Here is a 19312-nt window from a genome sequence, read left to right as displayed (position 1 = left end):
ACCTGCCGCTTTATATAGAACGCCTATAGACCCCAAGGAAAGCCAATCGATGCCGCAGGTGGACCCCGAACTCTTCGACCGCGGCCAGTTCCAGGCGGAACTGGCGCTGAAGGCCAGCCCCATCGCCGCCTTCAAGAAAGCCATTCGCCAGGCCCGCGAGGTGCTCGACGAGCGCTTTCGCATCGGCCGCGATATCCGCCGCCTGATCGAAGACCGCGCCTGGTTCGTCGATAACATCCTGCAACAGGCCTGGGATCAGTTCAGCTGGAGCGAAGACGCCGACATCGCCCTGGTGGCGGTCGGCGGCTACGGTCGCGGCGAGCTGCACCCCTACTCGGACATCGACCTGCTGATCCTGCTCGACAACGACGATCACGAGATCTTTCGCGATTCCATCGAGCGCTTCCTGACCCTGCTCTGGGACATCGGCCTGGAAGTCGGCCAGAGCGTGCGCTCGGTCGACGAGTGCGCCGAAGAGGCCCGGGCCGACCTCACGGTCATCACCAACCTGATGGAAAGCCGCACCGTCGCCGGCCCCGAGCACCTGCGCCTGCGCATGCTCGACGTCACCAGCACGGCGCACATGTGGCCGAGCAAGGACTTCTTCCTGGCCAAGAGCGCCGAACAGAAGGCCCGGCACCACAAGTACAACGACACCGAATACAACCTGGAACCCAACGTCAAGGGTTCGCCCGGCGGCCTGCGGGACATCCAGACGATTCTCTGGGTCGCCCGGCGCCAGTATGGCACCCTGAACCTGCGGGCCCTGGCCGGCGAAGGCTTTCTGGTGGAGAGCGAAAACGCCCTGCTGGCCTCGTCCCAGGAATTCCTCTGGAAAGTCCGCTACGCCCTGCACATGCTCGCCGGACGCGCCGAGGACCGCCTGCTGTTCGACCACCAGCGCGTCATCGCCGGGCTCCTTGGTTTCAAGGGCGACGATGCGAAGCAGGCCGTCGAAAACTTCATGCAGCAGTATTACCGGGTGGTCATGAGCATCGCCCAGCTCAGCGACCTGATCCTCCAGCACTTCGAGGAAATCATCCTCGCCCCGGAAGACGAAGCGCCGCCGCAGCCCTTGAACTCGCGCTTCCAGCTGCACGACGGCTACATCGAGGCGAGCAACCCCAACGTCTTCCGGCGCACACCGTTCGCCATGCTGGAAATCTTCGTGCTGATGGCCCAGCAGCCGGAAATCAAGGGCGTGCGCGCCGACACCATCCGTCTGCTGCGGGAAAACCGCCATCTGATCGATGACGACTTCCGCCACGATATCCGCAACACCAGCCTGTTCATCGAACTGTTCAAGTGCAAGATCGGCATCCACCGCAACCTGCGCCGGATGAACCGCTACGGCCTCCTCGGGCGCTACCTGCCGGAGTTCGGCGACATCGTCGGGCAGATGCAGCACGACCTGTTCCACATCTATACGGTCGACGCCCATACCCTGAACCTGATCAAGCACCTGCGCAAACTGCAGTACACCCAGGTTTCCGAGAAATTCCCGCTGGCCGCCAAGCTCATGGCCAAGCTGCCCAAGCCGGAACTGATCTACATGGCCGGGCTCTACCACGATATCGGCAAGGGCCGTCACGGCGACCATTCGGAACTCGGTGCAGTGGATGCCGAGGCCTTCTGCGCGCGCCACCAACTGCCGGCGTGGGACACCCGCCTGATCGTCTGGCTGGTGCAGAACCACCTGGTGATGTCCACCACCGCCCAGCGCAAGGACCTCTCCGACCCGCAGGTGATCCATGACTTCGCCCAGACCGTCGGTGACCAGGTGCACCTGGACTACCTGTACGTGCTGACCGTCGCCGACATCAACGCCACCAACCCGAGCCTGTGGAACTCCTGGCGCGCCAGCCTGTTGCGCCAGCTCTACACCGAGACCAAGCGCGCCCTGCGCCGCGGCCTGGAAAACCCGGTGGACCGCGAGGAGCAAATCCGCCAGACCCAGAGCGCCGCCCTGGATATCCTGGTGCGCGCCGGCACCGACCCGGACGATGTCGAGCAGCTCTGGTCGCAACTGGGCGACGACTACTTCCTGCGCCACACCGCCGGCGACGTGGCCTGGCACAGCGACGCGATCCTGCAACAGCCGGCCGATGGCGGCCCGCTGGTGCTGATCAAGGAAACCACCCAGCGCGAGTTCGAAGGCGGCACGCAGATCTTCATCTACGCCCCTGACCAGCACGACTTCTTCGCCGTGACCGTGGCCGCGATGGACCAGCTCAACCTGAACATCCACGACGCCCGGATCATCACCTCCAGCAGCCAGTTCACCCTCGACACCTACATCGTGCTGGACAACGACGGCGGCTCCATCGGCGACAACCCGAAACGGGTCAAGCAGATCCGCGACGGCCTGAGCGGAGCCCTGCGCAACCCGGACGACTACCCGACCATCATCCAGCGCCGGGTACCGCGCCAGCTCAAGCACTTCGCCTTTGCGCCCCAGGTCACCATCCACAACGACGCCCAGCGGCCGGTCACGGTGCTGGAGCTGAGCGCGCCGGATCGCCCCGGGCTGTTGGCGCGCATCGGCAAGATCTTCCTGGAGTTCGACCTGTCGCTGCAGAACGCCAAGATCGCCACCTTGGGCGAGCGGGTGGAAGACGTGTTCTTCATTACCGACGCCGACAACCAACCGCTGTCCGACCCGCAGCTGTGCAGCCGATTGCAGGACGCCATCGTCGAACAGTTGAGCGTCGACGCCGAACCGCCCCTTGAAACGATGCGCCTGAGTATCTGACGCGCAGACACCTGAATGAAGCGAGCACCGTTACCGATGAACAATGCCCTGAACCAGTTGCAGCCCTACCCGTTCGAGAAACTCCGCGCCCTGCTGGGCGGCGTGACACCGAACGCGGACAAGCGGCCGATTGCCCTGTCCATCGGTGAACCGAAGCACCGTTCGCCGACGTTTGTCGCCGAGGCCCTGACCGCCAACCTGGAGAAGATGGCGGTCTACCCGACCACCCTCGGCGTACCGGCCCTGCGTGAAGCCATCGGCGCCTGGTGCGAACGGCGTTTCGGCGTGCCGAGCGGCTGGATCGACCCGGCGCGCCATGTGCTGCCGGTCAACGGCACCCGCGAGGCGCTGTTCGCCTTCACCCAGACCGTGGTCAACCGTGGCGACGACGCGCTGGTGGTCAGCCCCAACCCGTTCTATCAGATCTACGAAGGCGCGGCCTTCCTGGCCGGAGCCAAGCCGCACTATCTGCCGTGCCTGGACGAGAACGGCTTCAACCCGGACTTCGACGCGGTGCCGGCCGAGATCTGGCAGCGCTGCCAGATCCTGTTCCTGTGCTCGCCGGGCAACCCGACCGGGGCGCTGATCCCGCTGGAGACCCTGAAGAAGCTGATCGCCCTGGCCGACGAGCATGACTTCGTGATCGCCGCCGACGAGTGCTACAGCGAGCTGTACTTCGACGAACAGAGCCCGCCGCCGGGCCTGCTCAGCGCCTGCGTGGCCCTGGGCCGCAAGGACTTTGCGCGTTGCGTGGTGTTCCACAGCCTGTCCAAGCGCTCCAACCTGCCGGGGCTGCGTTCGGGCTTCGTCGCCGGCGACGCCGATATCCTCAAGGCCTTCCTGCTGTATCGCACCTACCACGGTTGCGCGATGCCGGTGCAGACCCAACTGGCCAGCGTGGCCGCCTGGAACGACGAAGTGCACGTGCGGGCCAACCGTGCGCTGTATCGGGAGAAGTTCGATGCGGTGCTGGAGATCCTGGCGCCGGTGCTGGATGTGCAGCGCCCGGACGGCAGCTTCTACCTGTGGCCGAATGTGCAAGGCGATGATGCGGCGTTCTGCCGTGATCTGTTTGCCGAGGAGCATGTCACGGTGGTACCGGGTTCCTACCTGTCCCGCGAGGTGGACGGCGTCAATCCGGGGGCCGGTCGCGTGCGCATGGCACTGGTTGCACCGCTGGCCGAATGTGTCGAGGCCGCGGAGCGGATTCGCGCGTTCATCCTGCGCCGCAAATAACCCACGGCCGAACACCCTCCTTGCAGGAGCGGAGCTTGCCGGCACGCAAGCCCCGCTCCCGTTCTTTTTATCAACTGGCCGTGTAGAATGCGCCGGACATCTTAATTGCGAAACCCTCGCATCAACACTGTAAAACTGGCTCATCAAGGAGAGAGAGTGTGGTAACGACTATTCCCCTGTGGAAAATGATCATGGAGACAAAGGGGAAGGTCGTTGGCCTGTTCATTCTGGCGATGATTCCTGTGCTCACGGCCGGTGGTATCGGGGTCTTTCTTGATGGTTTGCAAAACGGAAAAAACGGTTCCGCGGCACTAGGGCTTCTCGGTGCACTATTCTTTGGCGCGGCCGTGGTCCTGTTTATCCCGCAGAGAAAATACATCGCGGGAAAATCCTTCGTCGCTTACCGGTCAAAGCAGCTCCTGGCGCAGAAATCCGTAAAATATGGATACTGGATAGTCGCGTTGTTCGCCATTGTGTTTTTACTGCTCGACCCTTCCAGAATTGTGTTAGTCGGTGCTAGCACGATCACCGCCTTCGCTGGCTTCTACGCCTTGTCAAAATCCCTGAAGTTTCATGAAGACGTCGATTATTCAGCCAACGAATACCTCGCCTCTTCCCTGGGAATCAACACAGGGGAAAAAGCCCTGGCGAGCTACCAGAACTTTGATGCCGACAATATCCAAAGGGGCAGTAACGCTTTTGTCGCCACCGCCACCCAATTAGTCGTCGCCACCTTCAATGGCGAGTATTGGGAAAAGCTTTCTCGCCCTCTGAATCAGATTACTCGCATTGGCATCATCGGCGACGAAGACAATAGCCACTGCGTCAAATTGATATTCAATGATGGTAGCGGCACGTTGCTACGCATTGGCCTCCATGAGAAATTGACCTCAAGCCCGAGCCTGGTGATAAAACGACTGCTTGAAGTGATTGATGCCAACCTGCTTGGTGCCGACGCGGCGCCAAAGGCCCCACAAAGACGCCGAGTGGTTCTCACTGACGACACCACACCCTCCCAAACTTCCACGCTCGAACCGGAGACGTCAACAGCTGCCCGCGACATGGAACTTGCGCCTGCCCCGTCAAGCGACGCCAAGAACGCAGAGGTGGCCAGATCGGGCCGGAAGCTGGAGCTGTAGCATGTCGCACTGTACGAAATTCGAGTTCACTTATACCGACGAAGAAGCGATAGCAAAGGCCTTTGTAAAGCTTGGACTCGAACCGACGACCGCACTGGTTGCCGAATTCAACAGTGACTTCAGCAAGAAGGCCCTGGGCCCGCTGGGTTACATGGGCAAGCGCCAATTTCGCGCCATCTGCGCACGCGCTGAAAACGGCTTCAATTTTTTCGCCTGCAAAATTGAAGACCCTGTTTATACGCTATTAATCGAGCGCGAATCCCGTTCACCCGGTGATGAAGTGATCATGGCGGACCTGGCTTCACGTTTTCAGCGGGCTTATGTCGGCGTTGCCATCGATGCCACCCTTCGTCGTATAGAGGCAACCGGTATTCCGGCGCGCCTGCAAGAATCAGCCGACGGTTTTGAAGTTGAATTCGGCTCAAACTACGAATACAGCGTTCGTGTCACCCTGTCGGGCAATGAAGTCAAAGAAGAGGTCTTCGGCGTAAAAGGCGATATCTGCACGACGCTTACGCAAGAACTTGAATCACTCCTGGCCAGCCCTTCAGCCGAACTGTTGACCGAATGGAAACCGGAATACACGGTGGTGCACGAAGAACAGACGCTTCAAATACTGAGCGCGCGCCTGTAGATGAACATCAATCTGCATCATACCGAACTGAGTCGCGCCAACGGCCCCGGGTTGCGGTTGGTCGTATGGGTGCAGGGATGCGAGCTGAACTGCAAGGGCTGTTTCAACCAGCCCACCCATAACCCCGAGACCGGCCTGTCCATTCCCGTGAGCGCATTGGCCGAGCAGATAAACGCCCTGGACTCAATCGATGGCGTGACCATCTCGGGTGGAGAACCGCTCGACCAGGCCCTGGCCATAGAAGCCCTTATCAACGCTGTCCATCGTGAAAAAAACTGGGTGCTTTACACCGGCTACGCCCCCAAGGAGATTTTTCGGGATGCGACCATGACGCGCGTCGTCAAGGCCGTTGACCTGACACTCGCCGGCCGCTATCACAGCAACGCCATACACCCCTATCAACACAAGCAACTGATCAAGACCAGCGACAGGGTGGACATCGACTTTTTCAGGACAAAAAGAACCGTTGAATTCGTTGTTTCAAGCCTGAGCATGACCAAGACCGGTCTCCCCATACAACAGACATCGCCTGATGCAGTGAAGAGATGCCCCACATGAACCGCACCCAGCAAATCACGGACTATCTAAAAGCACGTTATGCGATTCTGGTGATCGAATCCTACGAAGAAGAGCGGGTTGTGGCGGAACTGGGGGAGATCGCCAAATCCCTCAATCACCGCTTGTTTCTCTGGAGTTCGACGCAGGGTGTCCAGACCAACGGTGCCGTTGTCGGCGATAAAACCTTTGACCTGAAACTGGCGCTGGACTTCTGTGAGGAAAAGGCGCGAGAAGACAACAGCAAGAACATTTTCGTGTTCCGCGATGCACACAACTACCTGACGACCAGTGCCAACCCTGTCTATCGACGCCGCCTTAAAGATTTCGCAATCAAAATCCGCTCACACGGCTACAGAAGCAACTGCATAATCGTTGCACCCAGTTTTGAAATCGCCAATGACCTCCAGAAGGAAGTGACGTTAATTGATTTTCCGCTTCCCTCCCGGGATGAGGTAAAGACCCAGATTGAGGGTTTTGTGGCGGCCTGGAAGAGCAACGACAACGTAAAAATCAATCTGCCCCAGGACAGCAAGGAAAAACTCGTCGACGCCGCGCTGGGACTCACAAGCCTGGAGATTGACAATTCCCTGTCGCGATCGCTTGTCTCCAACCTGATGCTGGATGAAAACACGGTCAAGGATCTGCTGGCCGAGAAAAAGCAGATTATCCGAAAAACCGGAATCCTGGAGTACATAGACTCCCAGCTGGATCTTGATGATGTAGGTGGATTGGCCACGTTGAAAAAATGGCTTCATCTTCGTAGCCAGTGCTTCGGTCAAGCCGCCAAGGAGTTCGGCGTGGGAACGCCCAAAGGCCTGCTGCTGACCGGTGTTCCCGGCTGCGGTAAATCCTTGACCGCCAAGTGCGTATCTTCGTCATGGAATATGCCGTTGCTACGCCTTGATATGGGGAAGATATTTCAAGGTGTCGTGGGGTCCTCGGAGTCGAATATCCGCTCCGCGCTTCGAACCGCCGAAGCTATTTCGCCTTGCATTCTATGGATCGACGAAATTGAAAAAGGCCTCTCCGGCTCCTCCAGTGGTTCTTCCGATGGTGGAACTGCTACGCGGGTGTTCGGCACGCTGCTGACCTGGATGCAAGAGAAAACCGCCCCGGTTTTCGTATTTGCCACTGCCAACAATATTGCCAGTCTTCCACCTGAGCTGCTGAGGAAAGGCCGGTTTGACGAAATATTCTTCGTTGATTTCCCCTCGGCGCTGGAAAGAAAGAAAATTCTTGAGATACACCTCATAAAGTTGAAGCGTGATCCCGGGCAATTTGATCTGGATCGTCTGGTGGCCTTGGGCGGAGAGGCCAATTTCGGACAAAACATCTCGCTCTCCGGCGCCGAGCTCGAAGCCTGGGTAGGCGACTCCCTGATCGACGCCTTCTCAAGGCGGGTCAGTGGTTCCGGCGACCCGGCTGACCTGGCAATGAGTGACTTTGAAGCAACGATTTCACGCATGGTCCCCATGAGCAAAGTGCGCAAGGATGAGTTTACAAAACTGCGGGAATGGGCAAACCAGAATGCAATCAGTGCTTCAGCGGCGACCTTCAATGAAGACGGGGCTGAAACACAGACAGGTGGCCGCCGCATAGACTTCTGATCCGGAGTTCATGCCTAACGGGCCCGCGGGGCGACCTCGGTTCGGTCGCCCCGCGTTCATGGGGTAGGCATTCCCGCTCAACGCGCGGCGGACATCATTCCCAGCGGTTATTTCACCGAACCGAGGTTCGCCTCGCTCAGGTCCAGCTCCGCCAGCACCTCGCGCAACACATCGTCGCCGATCTGGTGCTGGCGACTGAGCCGGTACAACTCCAGGCGCTGCGCCCGCAGCGCCGTCAAGCGCAAGCGGCGCTCCAGCAGGTCCATCTGCAACGCCAGCGCCTGGGCCTCGGCGGAGTCGTTGAACACCTCCAACTGATGCCGGTACTCGGCCATCAACCGCGCTTTCAACTCGGTCGCCAGCGCCGCCTGGGCCGCATCCTGAACCGTGTCCTGCTGCGCGCCCAGTTCCTCAGCCTCCAGCACATGGATCGCCGCCTCGGCGGTTCTCTTCCAGGCCTCGCGCACTTCGCCGCGATGCCGGTCATCCGAACGCTTCGGCAACTCGCGCAACAGCAGCGGCAAGGCAATACTGGCCGTCGCCAACGACAGCAGAATCACCCCCGCGGCAATGAAAACCAGCAAGTCACGCTCGGGAAAGTCCGCCCCGGGCGCGATCAGCAGCGGCACCGACATCACACCCGCCAGCGTCACCGCGCCGCGCACACCACCCACGGTCAGCAACCAGCAGGAGCGCGCCTTGGGCAGCCCCGACAGTTGGTCTTTGCCACGCCAGTAGCGCAACAGCTCCGACAAGCGCCAGATGCTGTGCACCCAGACAAACCGCAACGCCACCAGCGCCAGGAAGATCGCCAGCACCTCCAGGCCACGGTACAGCAAGGTCGGCCACAACGAGGTCGCATGGCTGGCAACCGCCTCGACGATATCCGGCAACTGCAGGCCCAGCAGCAGGAAGATCAACCCATTGAAGGCGAACTCCAGCAGCGACCAGACACTGCGGTTGAGCAGCCGGGTGCTGGTCTGGCGCGGCAACAGGTCGAGCCAGCTCTGCATCATCCCCGCCGCCACCGCCGACAGAATCCCCGAAACCTCCAGGCGCTCGGCCAACACATAGGCGGCGAACGGCAACAGCAGCATGAACACCACGTGGGTCGCCGGATCGTCCCAGCCGCGAGCGATCATCCACAGCCGAAAACGCCCCACCAGCCAGCTCAGCGCCACACCGACCGCCAGGCCGCCCACGGCCACCAGGACAAAGGTCAGGCTCGCATTGGCCAGGGAGAACGCACCGGTCACGGCCGCCGCCAGGGCGAACTTGAAGGTCACCAGGCCCGACGCATCGTTCATCAGCGCCTCGCCCTGGAGCATATGCATCAGCGGTGTCGGCAGGCGGTTCTGGGAGATCGCGGACACCGCCACCGCATCGGTCGGTGACAACACCGCGGCCAGGGCAAACGCCACCGGCAAGGGGATGGCCGGCAACAACCAGTGAATGAAACAGCCGGCGCCGACCACCGTGAACAACACCAGCCCCACGGCCAGGGTCAGGACCGGTCCGCGCAGGCGCCACAGCTCACGCTTGGGCATGCGCCAACCATCGGAAAACAGCAACGGCGGCAGAAACAGGAACAGGAACAATTCCGGGTCCAGCGCCACATGCAGCCCCAGGCTCGGCCAGGCCAGCACCGCCCCGGCGGCAATCTGCACCAACGGCAGCGGCAGCGGGATCACCCGCCAGAGCAAACGCGAGACGCCCACCAGCATCAACAGAATCAGGACGGTGTAGGCCGTCTGCATAAAAGCATTCCCAATCGATCAACCACACATCTCAGGCAACAGCTTGCCTTCGAAGTGCCATATTAGCCGCTTAAGCTGCCGCCCGGGCGTTGCACGAAAGTCGCAGGCGGCCAGGAAAGATGTAACCGCACGCGACTAAAGAACAGCCATCGACGCCGAAACCGCTCGGTCATGGCATAATCTTTCACCTTTCATCCCGCGTATCTCCAAAGGGGAGGCAATTGCTGTGACCGCTTCGAGCAAAACGTTGCACCTTTTCGGAATCAAGGCGTGCGACACCATGAAGAAGGCCCGCACCTGGCTCGACGAGCAGGCCGTGCCCTACGCGTTCCATGACTACAAGACCGCCGGCATCGACCGCGAACACCTGACCCAGTGGTGCAACGAGCACGGCTGGGAAGTGGTGCTGAACCGCGCCGGAACCACCTTCCGCAAACTCGACGACGAACGCAAAGCCGATCTCGACCAGGCGAAGGCGATTGAACTGATGCTGGCACAACCTTCGATGATCAAGCGCCCGGTGCTTGATCTCGGTGACCGAACCCTGATTGGCTTCAAGCCAGATAGCTATGCGGCGGCCCTCAACTGAGCCAGAGCGCTCAAGGCCCCCACTCATTTCGCAAGAGGTAACTGCATGTCCACTACTCTGTTCAGCCTGGGCTTCGGCGTTGGCACCCAGAATCGTCAAGGTGCCTGGCTGGAGGTGTTCTACGCCCAACCCCTGATCCAGCCTGCGGCCGACCTGGTCGCCGCCATCGCGCCGATCCTCGGCTACACCGGCGGCAACCAGGCGATCGCCTTCAGCACCGCCCAGGCTTCGCAACTGGCCGAGGCCCTGAAGGGCGTCGATGCCACCCAGGCCGCCCTGCTGACCCGCCTGGCCGAAAGCCACAAGCCGTTGGTCGCGACCCTGCTGGCCGAAGATGTCCAGCTGACCTCCACCCCCGAGGCCTACCTCAAGCTGCACCTGCTCTCCCATCGCCTGGTCAAGCCCCACGGCCTGAGCCTGGCGGGCGTGTTCCCGCTGCTGCCGAACGTGGCCTGGACCAGCCAGGGCGCCATCGACCTGTCGGAACTGGCCGCGCATCAACTGGAAGCGCGCCTGCGTGGCGAGTTGCTGGAAGTGTTCTCGGTGGACAAGTTCCCGAAAATGACCGACTACGTGGTCCCGAGCGGCGTGCGTATCGCTGACAGCGCGCGTATTCGCCTGGGCGCCTACATCGGCGAAGGCACTACCGTGATGCACGAAGGTTTCGTCAACTTCAACGCCGGCACCGAAGGCCCGGGGATGATCGAAGGCCGTGTTTCGGCTGGCGTGTTCGTCGGCAAGGGTTCGGACCTGGGCGGCGGCTGCTCGACCATGGGCACGCTGTCCGGTGGCGGCAACATCGTCATCAAGGTCGGCGAAGGCTGCCTGATCGGTGCCAACGCCGGTATCGGCATTCCGCTGGGCGACCGCAACACCGTGGAATCGGGCCTGTACGTGACCGCCGGTACCAAAGTGGCGCTGCTCGACGAAAACAACCAGTTGGTCAAGGTGCTCAAGGCCCGCGAGCTGGCCGGCCAGCCGGACCTGCTGTTCCGTCGCAACTCGGAAACCGGCGCGGTGGAATGCAAGACCCACAAGTCGGCCATCGAGCTGAACGAAGCCCTGCACGCGCATAACTAAGCAGGATTGCTGTTGTGGGAGCGGCCGGTCGACGCTCGATTGCCGGCGATGAGGCCCTTGAACCTTGCATCGTTCTTTCGGCCATCATCGCCAGCAAGCCGGCTCCTACAAAAGATTTATGCTATACGCAAAACCTGTGTTTGACGCCGTACTGTAGGAGCCGGCTTGCCGGCGATGGACGTCAACGATAACGCGGGGCACCTGAAACACTGCGGTGCCCCCGAGTTCATCGCGAACAAGCTCCGCTCCTACAGGTTTTGCGCCCCCGCCCACGCTCACCAGGGCCGAACACCATGTTGATAGCTTCTCCCTGGCGCGCCGATTTCCCGGCCATCGCCGCCCTGCAACGGCAAGACCAGGTCTACCTGGACAGCGCCGCCACCACCCAGAAGCCCCAGGCGCTGATCGATGCCCTGGCGCACTATTACAGCAACGGCGCGGCCAATGTGCACCGTGCCCAGCACCTGCCCGGCGCCCACGCCACCCAGGCCTTCGAGGACAGCCGGAGCAAGGTCGGCCAGTGGCTCAACGCAGGCAATAGCGGACCGATCGTCTTCACCCACGGCGCCACCTCGGCATTGAATCTCCTGGCCTATGGCCTGGAAGCCGTTTTCCAGCCCGGCGACGAGATTGTCATCAGCGCCCTGGAGCATCACGCCAACCTGCTGCCCTGGCAGCAACTGGCACAACGGCGGGGGCTGCGGCTCGTCGTCCTGCCGATCAGCGCCAGTGGCCTGGTCGACCTGGACGCCGCCCGCCAGTTGATCGGCCCACGGACGCGGTTGCTGGCGCTCAGCCAGCTCTCCAATGTGCTCGGTGCCTGGCAACCGTTGCCGGACTTGCTGGCCCTGGCCCGCTCGTTCAACGCCCTGACCGTGGTCGACGGCGCCCAGGGCGTGGTTCACGGGCGCCACGACGTGCAGGCTCTGGGCTGCGATTTCTATGTGTTTTCCAGCCACAAGCTCTACGGCCCCGATGGCGTCGGCGTGCTCTATGGCCGTCATGCCGCCTTCAGCCAACTGCGGCACTGGCAGTTCGGCGGCGAGATGGTGCTGGACGCGGACTACCAGCAAGCCCGTTTCCGCCCCGCCCCGCTGGGTTTCGAGGCCGGAACACCGCCGATTGCCGGCGTGATCGGCCTCGGCGCGACCCTCGACTACCTGGCGGGCCTCGACCAGCTGGCCGTCTCGGCCCACGAAGCGGCGCTGCACGCCCACCTGTTGCAAGGCTTGCAGGTGCGCAAGGGCATCCGCCTGCTGGGCGAACCGCAACTGGCCCTGGCCAGTTTCATCGTCGACGACGTGCACAACGCCGACTTGGCGCACCTGCTGACCGAACAGGGGATTGCCGTCCGGGCCGGGCACCACTGCGCAATGCCGTTGATGAAACAGCTCGGGCTGGCGGGCGCGATCCGCGTATCACTGGGGCTGTACAACGACTCCGACGACCTGGAGCGGTTTTTCGAGGCCCTGGACCAGGCCCTGGAGTTGTTGCGATGAGCCTGCCCGACGAGGCGCTGTCAGTCCTGGAAAGCTTCCGTAATCTCGCGGGTTGGGAACAACGGGCGCGCCTGCTGATGCAATGGGGCGAGCGCTTGCCGCCCTTGAGCGACGCCGAGCGGACCGAGGCCAACCGCGTGCATGGCTGCGAAAGCCAGGTGTGGTTGACCGGTCGGCTGCACGATGGTCAGTGGCAGTTTGCTGCCAGCAGCGATGCCCGCTTGATTCGCGGGCTGGTGGCGCTGTTGCTGGTGCGGGTCAATGGCTTGAGCGCCGACGAATTGCAGCAGGTCGACCTGCCGGACTGGTTCAACCAGCTCGGGCTGTCCCGGCAACTGTCGCCGTCACGCAGCAATGGATTGAATGCGGTATTGCAGCGGATGCGTGAACTAACACGATCCTGAAAACACCACAAATCTGTAGGAGCAAGCTTGCTCGCGATCGGCTGCGCAGCAGTCGTAAAACCTCAGGACGCAATTTTCCTGACACACCGAGTCAAGCGAATTGCGGCCGCTGCGCGCCCGATCGCGAGCAAGCTTGCTCCTACACGGTACAGCGTCGGATATCAGCTCCGGGAACGACGCAAATGCCCAAACGGCCTTATTGCGGCTTGAGCCGATCCGCGGGCCGGCGCACGCCCGCAACAATCTTGTCCACCGCCTTGGTCGCCGCCACCATGCCGAAGGTCGCCGTGACCATCATCACCGCGCCGAAACCACCGGCGCAGTCCAGTTTTACCCCGTCGCCGACAAAACTTTTCTGCAGGCAAATGCTGCCATCGGGCTTCGGATAACGCAGCTGCTCGGTGGAAAACACACAAGGCACGCTGTAATGGCGGGTCACCGTGCGCGAGAAGCCATAGTCGCGGCGCAAGGTCGAGCGCACTTTCGAGGCCAGCGGATCATTGAACGTACGATTCAGGTCGCACACCTGGATCAGCGTCGGATCGATCTGCCCACCGGCGCCGCCAGTGGTGATGATCTGGATCTTGCGCCGCTTGCACCAGGCGATCAGCGCCGCCTTGGCATTGACGCTGTCGATGCAGTCGATCACACAGTCGATATCCGGGGTAATGTACTCGGCCATGGTCTCGCGGGTGACGAAATCGCTCACCGCGTGGACCCGACACTCCGGGTTGATGCCCTTCAGGCGTTCGGCCATGACCTCGACCTTGGGCCGGCCCACGGTGCTGTCCAGGGCATGCAACTGACGGTTGCTGTTGCTGACGCAGACATCGTCCAGGTCGAACAGCGAAATCTCGCCGACACCGCAACGGGCAATGGCTTCGGCGGCCCAGGAGCCGACACCGCCGATACCGACGATCGCCACATGGGCGGCCTTCAACCGTTCCAGACCTTCAATGCCATACAACCGGGCGACGCCGGCAAACCGCGGATCTTCTGCACTCATGACCATTACCCAAAAAACCGGCGCGCATTATAGGACCCGGCGCCGGCGGCGGGCAGCCTTAGCCTATGAATGGCTACCGACGAACGCTAAATCACAACGTTTTGACGAGAATAGCGCTACAACAATCCAGGAAAGAACTTAAACCCCGCGCCATTGCCCAATATCTGCTCGCACCTGCGGTGCTGTACGGTCGACGGATAGCAAGTGTAGGATGCGCGCCGCTCCGTTCCCTGTTCTAGCCCTTTTCGGAACCCGAAATACCTATGCCATCGCGTAAATTTGGACTCAACCTGGTCGTGGTGCTGGCAATTGCCGCACTATTCACCGGTTTCTGGGCGTTGATCAACCGCCCGGTTTCGGCGCCTGACTGGCCCGAGCAGATTGCCGGCTTCTCCTACTCGCCGTTCCAGCAGGGACAATTCCCGCAGAAACAGCAGTACCCGACCGACGATGAAATGCGTCGCGACCTGGAGATCATCAGCAAGCTGACCGACAACATCCGTATCTACTCGGTCGACGGCACCCTCCAGGACATTCCCAAGCTCGCCGAAGAGTTCGGCCTGCGGGTGACCCTGGGGATCTGGATCAGCCCGGACCAGGAACGCAACGAGCGTGAAATCACCCGCGCCATCGAACTGGCCAACAGCAGCCGCAGTGTCGTGCGGGTGGTGGTCGGCAACGAGGCGATCTTCCGCAAGGAAATCACCGCCAAGGAACTGGGTGTGCTGCTCGACCGCGTGCGCGCAGCCGTCAAGGTGCCGGTGACCACCTCCGAACAGTGGCATATCTGGGAAAAGAACCCGGAGCTGGTCAAGCACGTCGACCTGATCGCCGCGCACATCCTGCCCTACTGGGAATTCATCCCGATGGACAAGGCCGGCCAGTTCGTGCTGGATCGCGCCCGCGAACTCAAGCGCATGTTCCCGAAAAAGCCCCTGTTGCTGTCGGAAGTGGGCTGGCCGAGCAACGGCCGCATGCGTGGCGGTGCCGATGCAACCCCGGCCGACCAGGCCATTTACCTGCGGACCCTGGTCAACAAGCTGAACCGCCAGGGCTTCAACTACTTCGTGATCGAAGCCTTCGACCAGCCGTGGAAGGCTGACGACGAAGGTTCGGTGGGCGCCTACTGGGGCGTGTTCAACGCCGCGCGCCAACAGAAGTTCAACTTCGAAGGCCCGGTGGTGGCGATCCCGCAATGGCGCGTACTGGCCATCGGCTCGGTGGTGCTGGCGCTGCTCTCGCTGACCCTGCTGATGATCGACGGCTCGGCCCTGCGCCAGCGCGGCCGGACCTTCCTGACCTTTATCGCGTTCCTCTGCGGTTCGGTGCTGGTGTGGATCGGCTACGACTACAGCCAGCAATACAGCACCTGGTTCAGCCTGACGGTGGGTTTCCTGCTGGCCGTCGGTGCCCTGGGCGTGTTCATCGTCCTGCTGACCGAGGCCCATGAACTGGCCGAGGCGGTCTGGACCCACAAGCGCCGGCGTGAATTCCTGCCGGTGGAAGGCGACTCGGACTACCGGCCGAAAGTCTCGATCCACGTGCCGTGCTACAACGAGCCGCCGGAGATGGTCAAGCAGACCCTCGACGCCCTGGCGGCCCTCGATTACCCGGACTACGAAGTCCTGATCATCGACAACAACACCAAGGACCCGGCGGTCTGGGAACCGGTGCAGGCCTACTGCGAAACCCTCGGCCCGCGCTTCCGCTTCTTCCACGTCGCGCCACTGGCCGGCTTCAAGGGCGGTGCGCTGAACTACCTGATCCCGCACACCGCCAAGGACGCCGAAGTCATCGCGGTGATCGACTCGGACTACTGCGTCGACCGCAACTGGCTCAAGCACATGGTGCCGCACTTCGCCGATCCGAAGATCGCCATCGTGCAGTCGCCCCAGGACTACCGCGACCAGAACGAAAGCACCTTCAAGAAGCTCTGCTACTCGGAATACAAGGGCTTCTTCCATATCGGCATGGTCACCCGCAACGACCGCGACGCGATCATCCAGCACGGCACCATGACCATGACCCGCCGTTCGGTCCTGGAAGAACTGGGCTGGGCCGACTGGTGCATCTGCGAAGACGCCGAGCTGGGCCTGCGGGTCTTCGAAAAAGGCCTGTCGGCGGCGTATCACCACGAAAGCTACGGCAAGGGCCTGATGCCCGACACCTTTATCGACTTCAAGAAACAGCGTTTCCGCTGGGCCTACGGGGCGATCCAGATCATCAAGCGGCACACCGCCAGCCTGCTGCGTGGCAAGGACACCGAGCTGACCCGCGGCCAGCGCTATCACTTCCTCGCGGGCTGGCTGCCGTGGGTCGCCGACGGCATGAACATCTTCTTCACCGTCGGTGCCCTGCTCTGGTCATCCGCGATGATCATCGTGCCGCAACGGGTCGATCCGCCGCTGATGATCTTCGCCATCCCGCCGTTGGCGCTGTTCGTGTTCAAGGTCGGCAAGATCCTGTTCCTCTACCGCCGCGCGGTCGGGGTCAACATGAAGGATGCCTTCGCCGCCGCGCTGGCGGGCCTGGCCTTGTCCCACACCATCGCCAAGGCGGTGCTGTACGGTTTCTTCACCAGCAGCATCCCGTTCTTCCGCACACCGAAGAACGCCGATAACCACGGTTTCTGGGTGGCGATTTCGGAAGCCCGGGAAGAGATGTTCATCATGCTGCTGTTGTGGGCCGCGGCGCTGGGGATCTTCCTGGTGCAGGGCCTGCCGAGCAACGACATGCGCTTCTGGGTGGTCATGTTGCTGGTGCAGTCGCTGCCGTACGTGGCGGCGCTGATCATGGCGTTCGTTTCCTCGCTGCCGAAACCGGCCAGCGAGCCGGAGCCGGCACCCGTCGCCTAAACGCGATGCTCAACACGAAACGGCGGCCTGCGGGCCGCCGTTTTGCTTTAAGATATCCCCCCTTTGCGCGCCTCTACCCCTGTAGGAGCGAGCTTGCTCGCGATGGACATCAACGATAACGCTGGGCACCTGACACCCTGCGGCGCCCTGACGACCTTCGCGAGCAAGCTCGCTCCTACAAAAAAGCACCGGAGCTTTCCCATGACGGCCCACGCCGACCTTTCGCCGACCCTGCAACTCGCTTGCGACCTGATCCGCCGCCCTTCCGTGACCCCGGTCGATGCCGACTGCCAGAAGCAGATGATGCAGCGCCTGGGCGATGCCGGTTTCAAGCTCGAGCCCATGCGCATCGAAGACGTCGACAACTTCTGGGCCACCCATGGCCAGCATGAAGGCCCGGTGCTGTGCTTCGCCGGTCATACCGACGTAGTGCCCACCGGTCCCGTGCAGGCCTGGCAGAACGATCCGTTCGATGCGCTGATCGACGAGCACGGCATGCTCTGCGGGCGCGGCGCGGCCGACATGAAAGGCAGCCTGGCGGCGATGGTGGTCGCCAGCGAGCGCTTTGTCGCCGACTACCCGGACCACAAGGGCTCGATCGCCTTCCTGATCACCAGCGACGAAGAGGGCCCGGCCCATCACGGCACCAAGGCCGTGGTCGAGCGCCTGGCCGCGCGTAACGAGCGCCTGGACTGGTGCATCGTCGGCGAACCGTCGAGCACCACCCTGGTGGGTGACGTGGTGAAGAACGGCCGCCGCGGCTCCCTCGGCGCCCGCCTCACCGTGCGCGGCGTGCAGGGCCATGTCGCCTACCCGCACCTGGCGAAGAACCCGATCCACCTGGCCGCCCCAGCCTTGGCCGAACTGGCCGCCGAGCACTGGGACAACGGCAACGCCTTCTTCCCGCCCACCAGCTTCCAGATTTCCAACCTCAACTCGGGCACCGGCGCGACCAACGTGATCCCCGGCGAGCTGGTGGCGCTGTTCAACTTCCGTTTCTCTACCGAGTCCACGGTCGAAGGCCTGCAACAGCGGGTCGCGGCCATCCTCGACAAGCACGGCCTGGATTGGCACGTGGAATGGGCGCTGTCCGGCCTGCCGTTCCTGACCGAGCCGGGGGCGCTGCTCGATGCGGTGTCGGCGAGCATCAAGGCCGTCACCGGGCGCGAGACCCAGGCCTCCACCAGCGGCGGCACCTCCGACGGACGCTTCATCGCCACCCTCGGTACCCAGGTGGTCGAGCTGGGCCCGGTCAACGCGACCATCCACCAGGTCAACGAGCGGGTCCTGGCCAGCGACCTCGACGTGCTGACCGAAATCTACTACCAGACCCTGATCAAGTTGCTCGCCTGATGCTCACCTGCCCTCTCTGCAGCGCGCCCCTGGGCGCGGTCGACAACGGCGTGGCCTGTCCGCTCGGGCATCGTTTCGACCGGGCACGCCAGGGTTACCTGAACCTGCTGCCGGTCCAGCACAAGAACAGCCGCGACCCGGGCGACAACCAGGCCATGGTCGAGGCCCGGCGTGATTTCCTCAACGCCGGCCACTATGCGCCGGTGGCCCGACGCCTGGCGGCGCTGGCCGCCGAACGCGCGCCGGGACGCTGGGTCGATATCGGCTGCGGCGAGGGCTACTACACCGCCCAGCTCGCCGAGGCCCTGCCCGAGACCGACGGCTACGCGCTGGACATTTCCCGCGAGGCGGTCAAGCGTGCCTGCCGGCGCAACCCGCGACTGACCTGGTTGATCGCCAGCATGGCGCGGGTGCCGTTGGCCGATGCCAGCTGCCAGTTCATCGCCAGTGTGTTCAGCCCGCTGGACTGGCAGGAAGCCAAACGCCTGCTGAGCCCCGGTGGCGGCCTGATGAAAGTCGGGCCGACCAGCGGTCATCTGATGGAACTGCGCGAGCGTCTGTACGATGAGGTGCGCGAGTACACCGACGACAAACACCTGGCGTTGGTACCATCGGGCATGGCGCTGGAGCACAGCGAGGTGCTGGAGTTCAAACTGAGCCTGGCCAGCGCCCAGGACCGGGCGAATCTCCTGGCCATGACCCCTCACGGCTGGCGTGCCAGTGCCGAGCGCCGGGCGCAGGTCATCGAGCAGGCGGAGCCGTTCGAGGTCAGCGTGTCGATGCGCTACGATTACTTCGTTTTACAATAAACCCACTCTTCATGGCCTTGAACACGGGTTCAAG

Annotated in this window: 15 protein-coding genes; 13 read left to right on the top strand and 2 right to left on the bottom strand. The window is 62.3% G+C overall.

What is annotated here, in order from left to right:
- Nucleotides 1–49: 49 nt before the first annotated feature.
- From UCMB321_RS06485 to UCMB321_RS06460, 6 genes are all read left to right on the top strand, one after another.
- Entirely contained in the window at nt 50–2752 is a 2703-nt protein-coding gene (locus UCMB321_RS06485; protein WP_040064751.1) for a [protein-PII] uridylyltransferase, read from the top strand.
- 36 nt (nt 2753–2788) lie between these two features.
- Nucleotides 2789–3988: a succinyldiaminopimelate transaminase gene (gene dapC, locus UCMB321_RS06480; protein WP_040064750.1), complete on the top strand. Its 1200-nt coding sequence runs from the start codon at nt 2789–2791 to the stop codon at nt 3986–3988.
- Between the two features lie 158 nt (nt 3989–4146).
- Nucleotides 4147–5127, top strand: coding sequence for a hypothetical protein (locus UCMB321_RS06475; RefSeq protein ID WP_040064749.1), 981 nt, complete (start codon nt 4147–4149; stop codon nt 5125–5127).
- 1 nt (nt 5128) lies between these two features.
- Nucleotides 5129–5761, top strand: coding sequence for a DUF2997 domain-containing protein (locus UCMB321_RS06470; RefSeq protein WP_040064747.1), 633 nt, complete (start codon nt 5129–5131; stop codon nt 5759–5761).
- Nucleotides 5762–6319: a 4Fe-4S single cluster domain-containing protein gene (locus tag UCMB321_RS06465; RefSeq protein ID WP_052451089.1), complete on the top strand. Its 558-nt coding sequence runs from the start codon at nt 5762–5764 to the stop codon at nt 6317–6319.
- The gene (locus tag UCMB321_RS06460) at nt 6316–7926 is read left to right on the top strand and encodes an AAA family ATPase (protein ID WP_040064745.1); all 1611 of its coding nucleotides are present in this window, start codon (nt 6316–6318) and stop codon (nt 7924–7926) included. Before UCMB321_RS06465 ends, UCMB321_RS06460 begins: the two co-directional genes overlap by 4 nt.
- Before the next feature lie 107 nt (nt 7927–8033).
- Here the strand turns inward: UCMB321_RS06460 and UCMB321_RS06455 are convergent, their stop codons facing one another.
- Nucleotides 8034–9683, bottom strand: a complete 1650-nt coding sequence (locus UCMB321_RS06455; protein WP_040064743.1) for a Na+/H+ antiporter — start codon at nt 9681–9683, stop codon at nt 8034–8036.
- Between the two features lie 226 nt (nt 9684–9909).
- Between UCMB321_RS06455 and UCMB321_RS06450 the strand changes: the two genes are divergently transcribed.
- The 4 genes from UCMB321_RS06450 (at nt 9910) to UCMB321_RS06435 (ending at nt 13255) form a co-directional block, all read left to right on the top strand.
- Entirely contained in the window at nt 9910–10272 is a 363-nt protein-coding gene (locus UCMB321_RS06450; protein ID WP_040064742.1) for an ArsC family reductase, read from the top strand.
- Nucleotides 10273–10317: 45 nt separating this feature from the next.
- Nucleotides 10318–11352 (top strand): 2,3,4,5-tetrahydropyridine-2,6-dicarboxylate N-succinyltransferase, encoded by a 1035-nt coding sequence (gene dapD, locus UCMB321_RS06445; protein ID WP_040064741.1) that lies wholly within the window; start codon nt 10318–10320, stop codon nt 11350–11352.
- Between the two features lie 293 nt (nt 11353–11645).
- The gene (locus UCMB321_RS06440) at nt 11646–12851 is read left to right on the top strand and encodes an aminotransferase class V-fold PLP-dependent enzyme (protein WP_040064740.1); all 1206 of its coding nucleotides are present in this window, start codon (nt 11646–11648) and stop codon (nt 12849–12851) included.
- Entirely contained in the window at nt 12848–13255 is a 408-nt protein-coding gene (locus tag UCMB321_RS06435) for a SufE family protein (protein WP_040064739.1), read from the top strand. The genes UCMB321_RS06440 and UCMB321_RS06435 overlap by 4 nt, the downstream gene beginning before the upstream one ends.
- A gap of 196 nt (nt 13256–13451) precedes the next feature.
- Here UCMB321_RS06435 and tcdA read toward each other — a convergent pair whose 3' ends face one another.
- Nucleotides 13452–14261 carry a tRNA cyclic N6-threonylcarbamoyladenosine(37) synthase TcdA gene (gene tcdA, locus UCMB321_RS06430; RefSeq protein ID WP_167337422.1) on the bottom strand — a complete coding sequence of 270 codons (810 nt, stop codon included), beginning with the start codon at nt 14259–14261 and terminating at the stop codon, nt 13452–13454.
- Nucleotides 14262–14524: 263 nt separating this feature from the next.
- On the opposite strand from tcdA, the gene UCMB321_RS06425 reads away from it, so the two are divergent.
- The 3 genes from UCMB321_RS06425 (at nt 14525) to UCMB321_RS06415 (ending at nt 19278) form a co-directional block, all read left to right on the top strand.
- Nucleotides 14525–17116 carry a glycosyltransferase gene (locus UCMB321_RS06425; RefSeq protein WP_040064735.1) on the top strand — a complete coding sequence of 864 codons (2592 nt, stop codon included), beginning with the start codon at nt 14525–14527 and terminating at the stop codon, nt 17114–17116.
- A gap of 201 nt (nt 17117–17317) precedes the next feature.
- Nucleotides 17318–18469: a succinyl-diaminopimelate desuccinylase gene (gene dapE / locus UCMB321_RS06420; RefSeq protein ID WP_040064734.1), complete on the top strand. Its 1152-nt coding sequence runs from the start codon at nt 17318–17320 to the stop codon at nt 18467–18469.
- On the top strand, nt 18469–19278 hold the full coding sequence (locus tag UCMB321_RS06415; RefSeq protein WP_040064731.1) for a putative RNA methyltransferase: 810 nt from the start codon (nt 18469–18471) through the stop codon (nt 19276–19278). The genes dapE and UCMB321_RS06415 overlap by 1 nt, the downstream gene beginning before the upstream one ends.
- Nucleotides 19279–19312: the final 34 nt, after the last annotated feature.

The organism is Pseudomonas batumici (assembly GCF_000820515.1).
GTDB lineage: Bacteria > Pseudomonadota > Gammaproteobacteria > Pseudomonadales > Pseudomonadaceae > Aquipseudomonas > Aquipseudomonas batumici.
The sequence above is the reverse complement of the archived record's forward strand: the minus strand, read 5'-3'. Positions and strand labels throughout refer to the sequence as shown.

Coding starts and splice junctions, on each gene's coding strand:
- dapD (WP_040064741.1), top strand. CDS start 10,318: ATGTCCACTACTCTGTTCAGCCTGGGCTTCGGCGTTGGCACCCAGAAT.
- UCMB321_RS06460 (WP_040064745.1), top strand. CDS start 6,316: ATGAACCGCACCCAGCAAATCACGGACTATCTAAAAGCACGTTATGCG.
- dapC (WP_040064750.1), top strand. CDS start 2,789: ATGAACAATGCCCTGAACCAGTTGCAGCCCTACCCGTTCGAGAAACTC.
- UCMB321_RS06425 (WP_040064735.1), top strand. CDS start 14,525: ATGCCATCGCGTAAATTTGGACTCAACCTGGTCGTGGTGCTGGCAATT.
- UCMB321_RS06485 (WP_040064751.1), top strand. CDS start 50: ATGCCGCAGGTGGACCCCGAACTCTTCGACCGCGGCCAGTTCCAGGCG.
- UCMB321_RS06435 (WP_040064739.1), top strand. CDS start 12,848: ATGAGCCTGCCCGACGAGGCGCTGTCAGTCCTGGAAAGCTTCCGTAAT.
- UCMB321_RS06440 (WP_040064740.1), top strand. CDS start 11,646: ATGTTGATAGCTTCTCCCTGGCGCGCCGATTTCCCGGCCATCGCCGCC.
- dapE (WP_040064734.1), top strand. CDS start 17,318: ATGACGGCCCACGCCGACCTTTCGCCGACCCTGCAACTCGCTTGCGAC.
- tcdA (WP_167337422.1), bottom strand. CDS start 14,261: ATGAGTGCAGAAGATCCGCGGTTTGCCGGCGTCGCCCGGTTGTATGGC.
- UCMB321_RS06470 (WP_040064747.1), top strand. CDS start 5,129: ATGTCGCACTGTACGAAATTCGAGTTCACTTATACCGACGAAGAAGCG.
- UCMB321_RS06415 (WP_040064731.1), top strand. CDS start 18,469: ATGCTCACCTGCCCTCTCTGCAGCGCGCCCCTGGGCGCGGTCGACAAC.
- UCMB321_RS06455 (WP_040064743.1), bottom strand. CDS start 9,683: ATGCAGACGGCCTACACCGTCCTGATTCTGTTGATGCTGGTGGGCGTC.
- UCMB321_RS06465 (WP_052451089.1), top strand. CDS start 5,762: ATGAACATCAATCTGCATCATACCGAACTGAGTCGCGCCAACGGCCCC.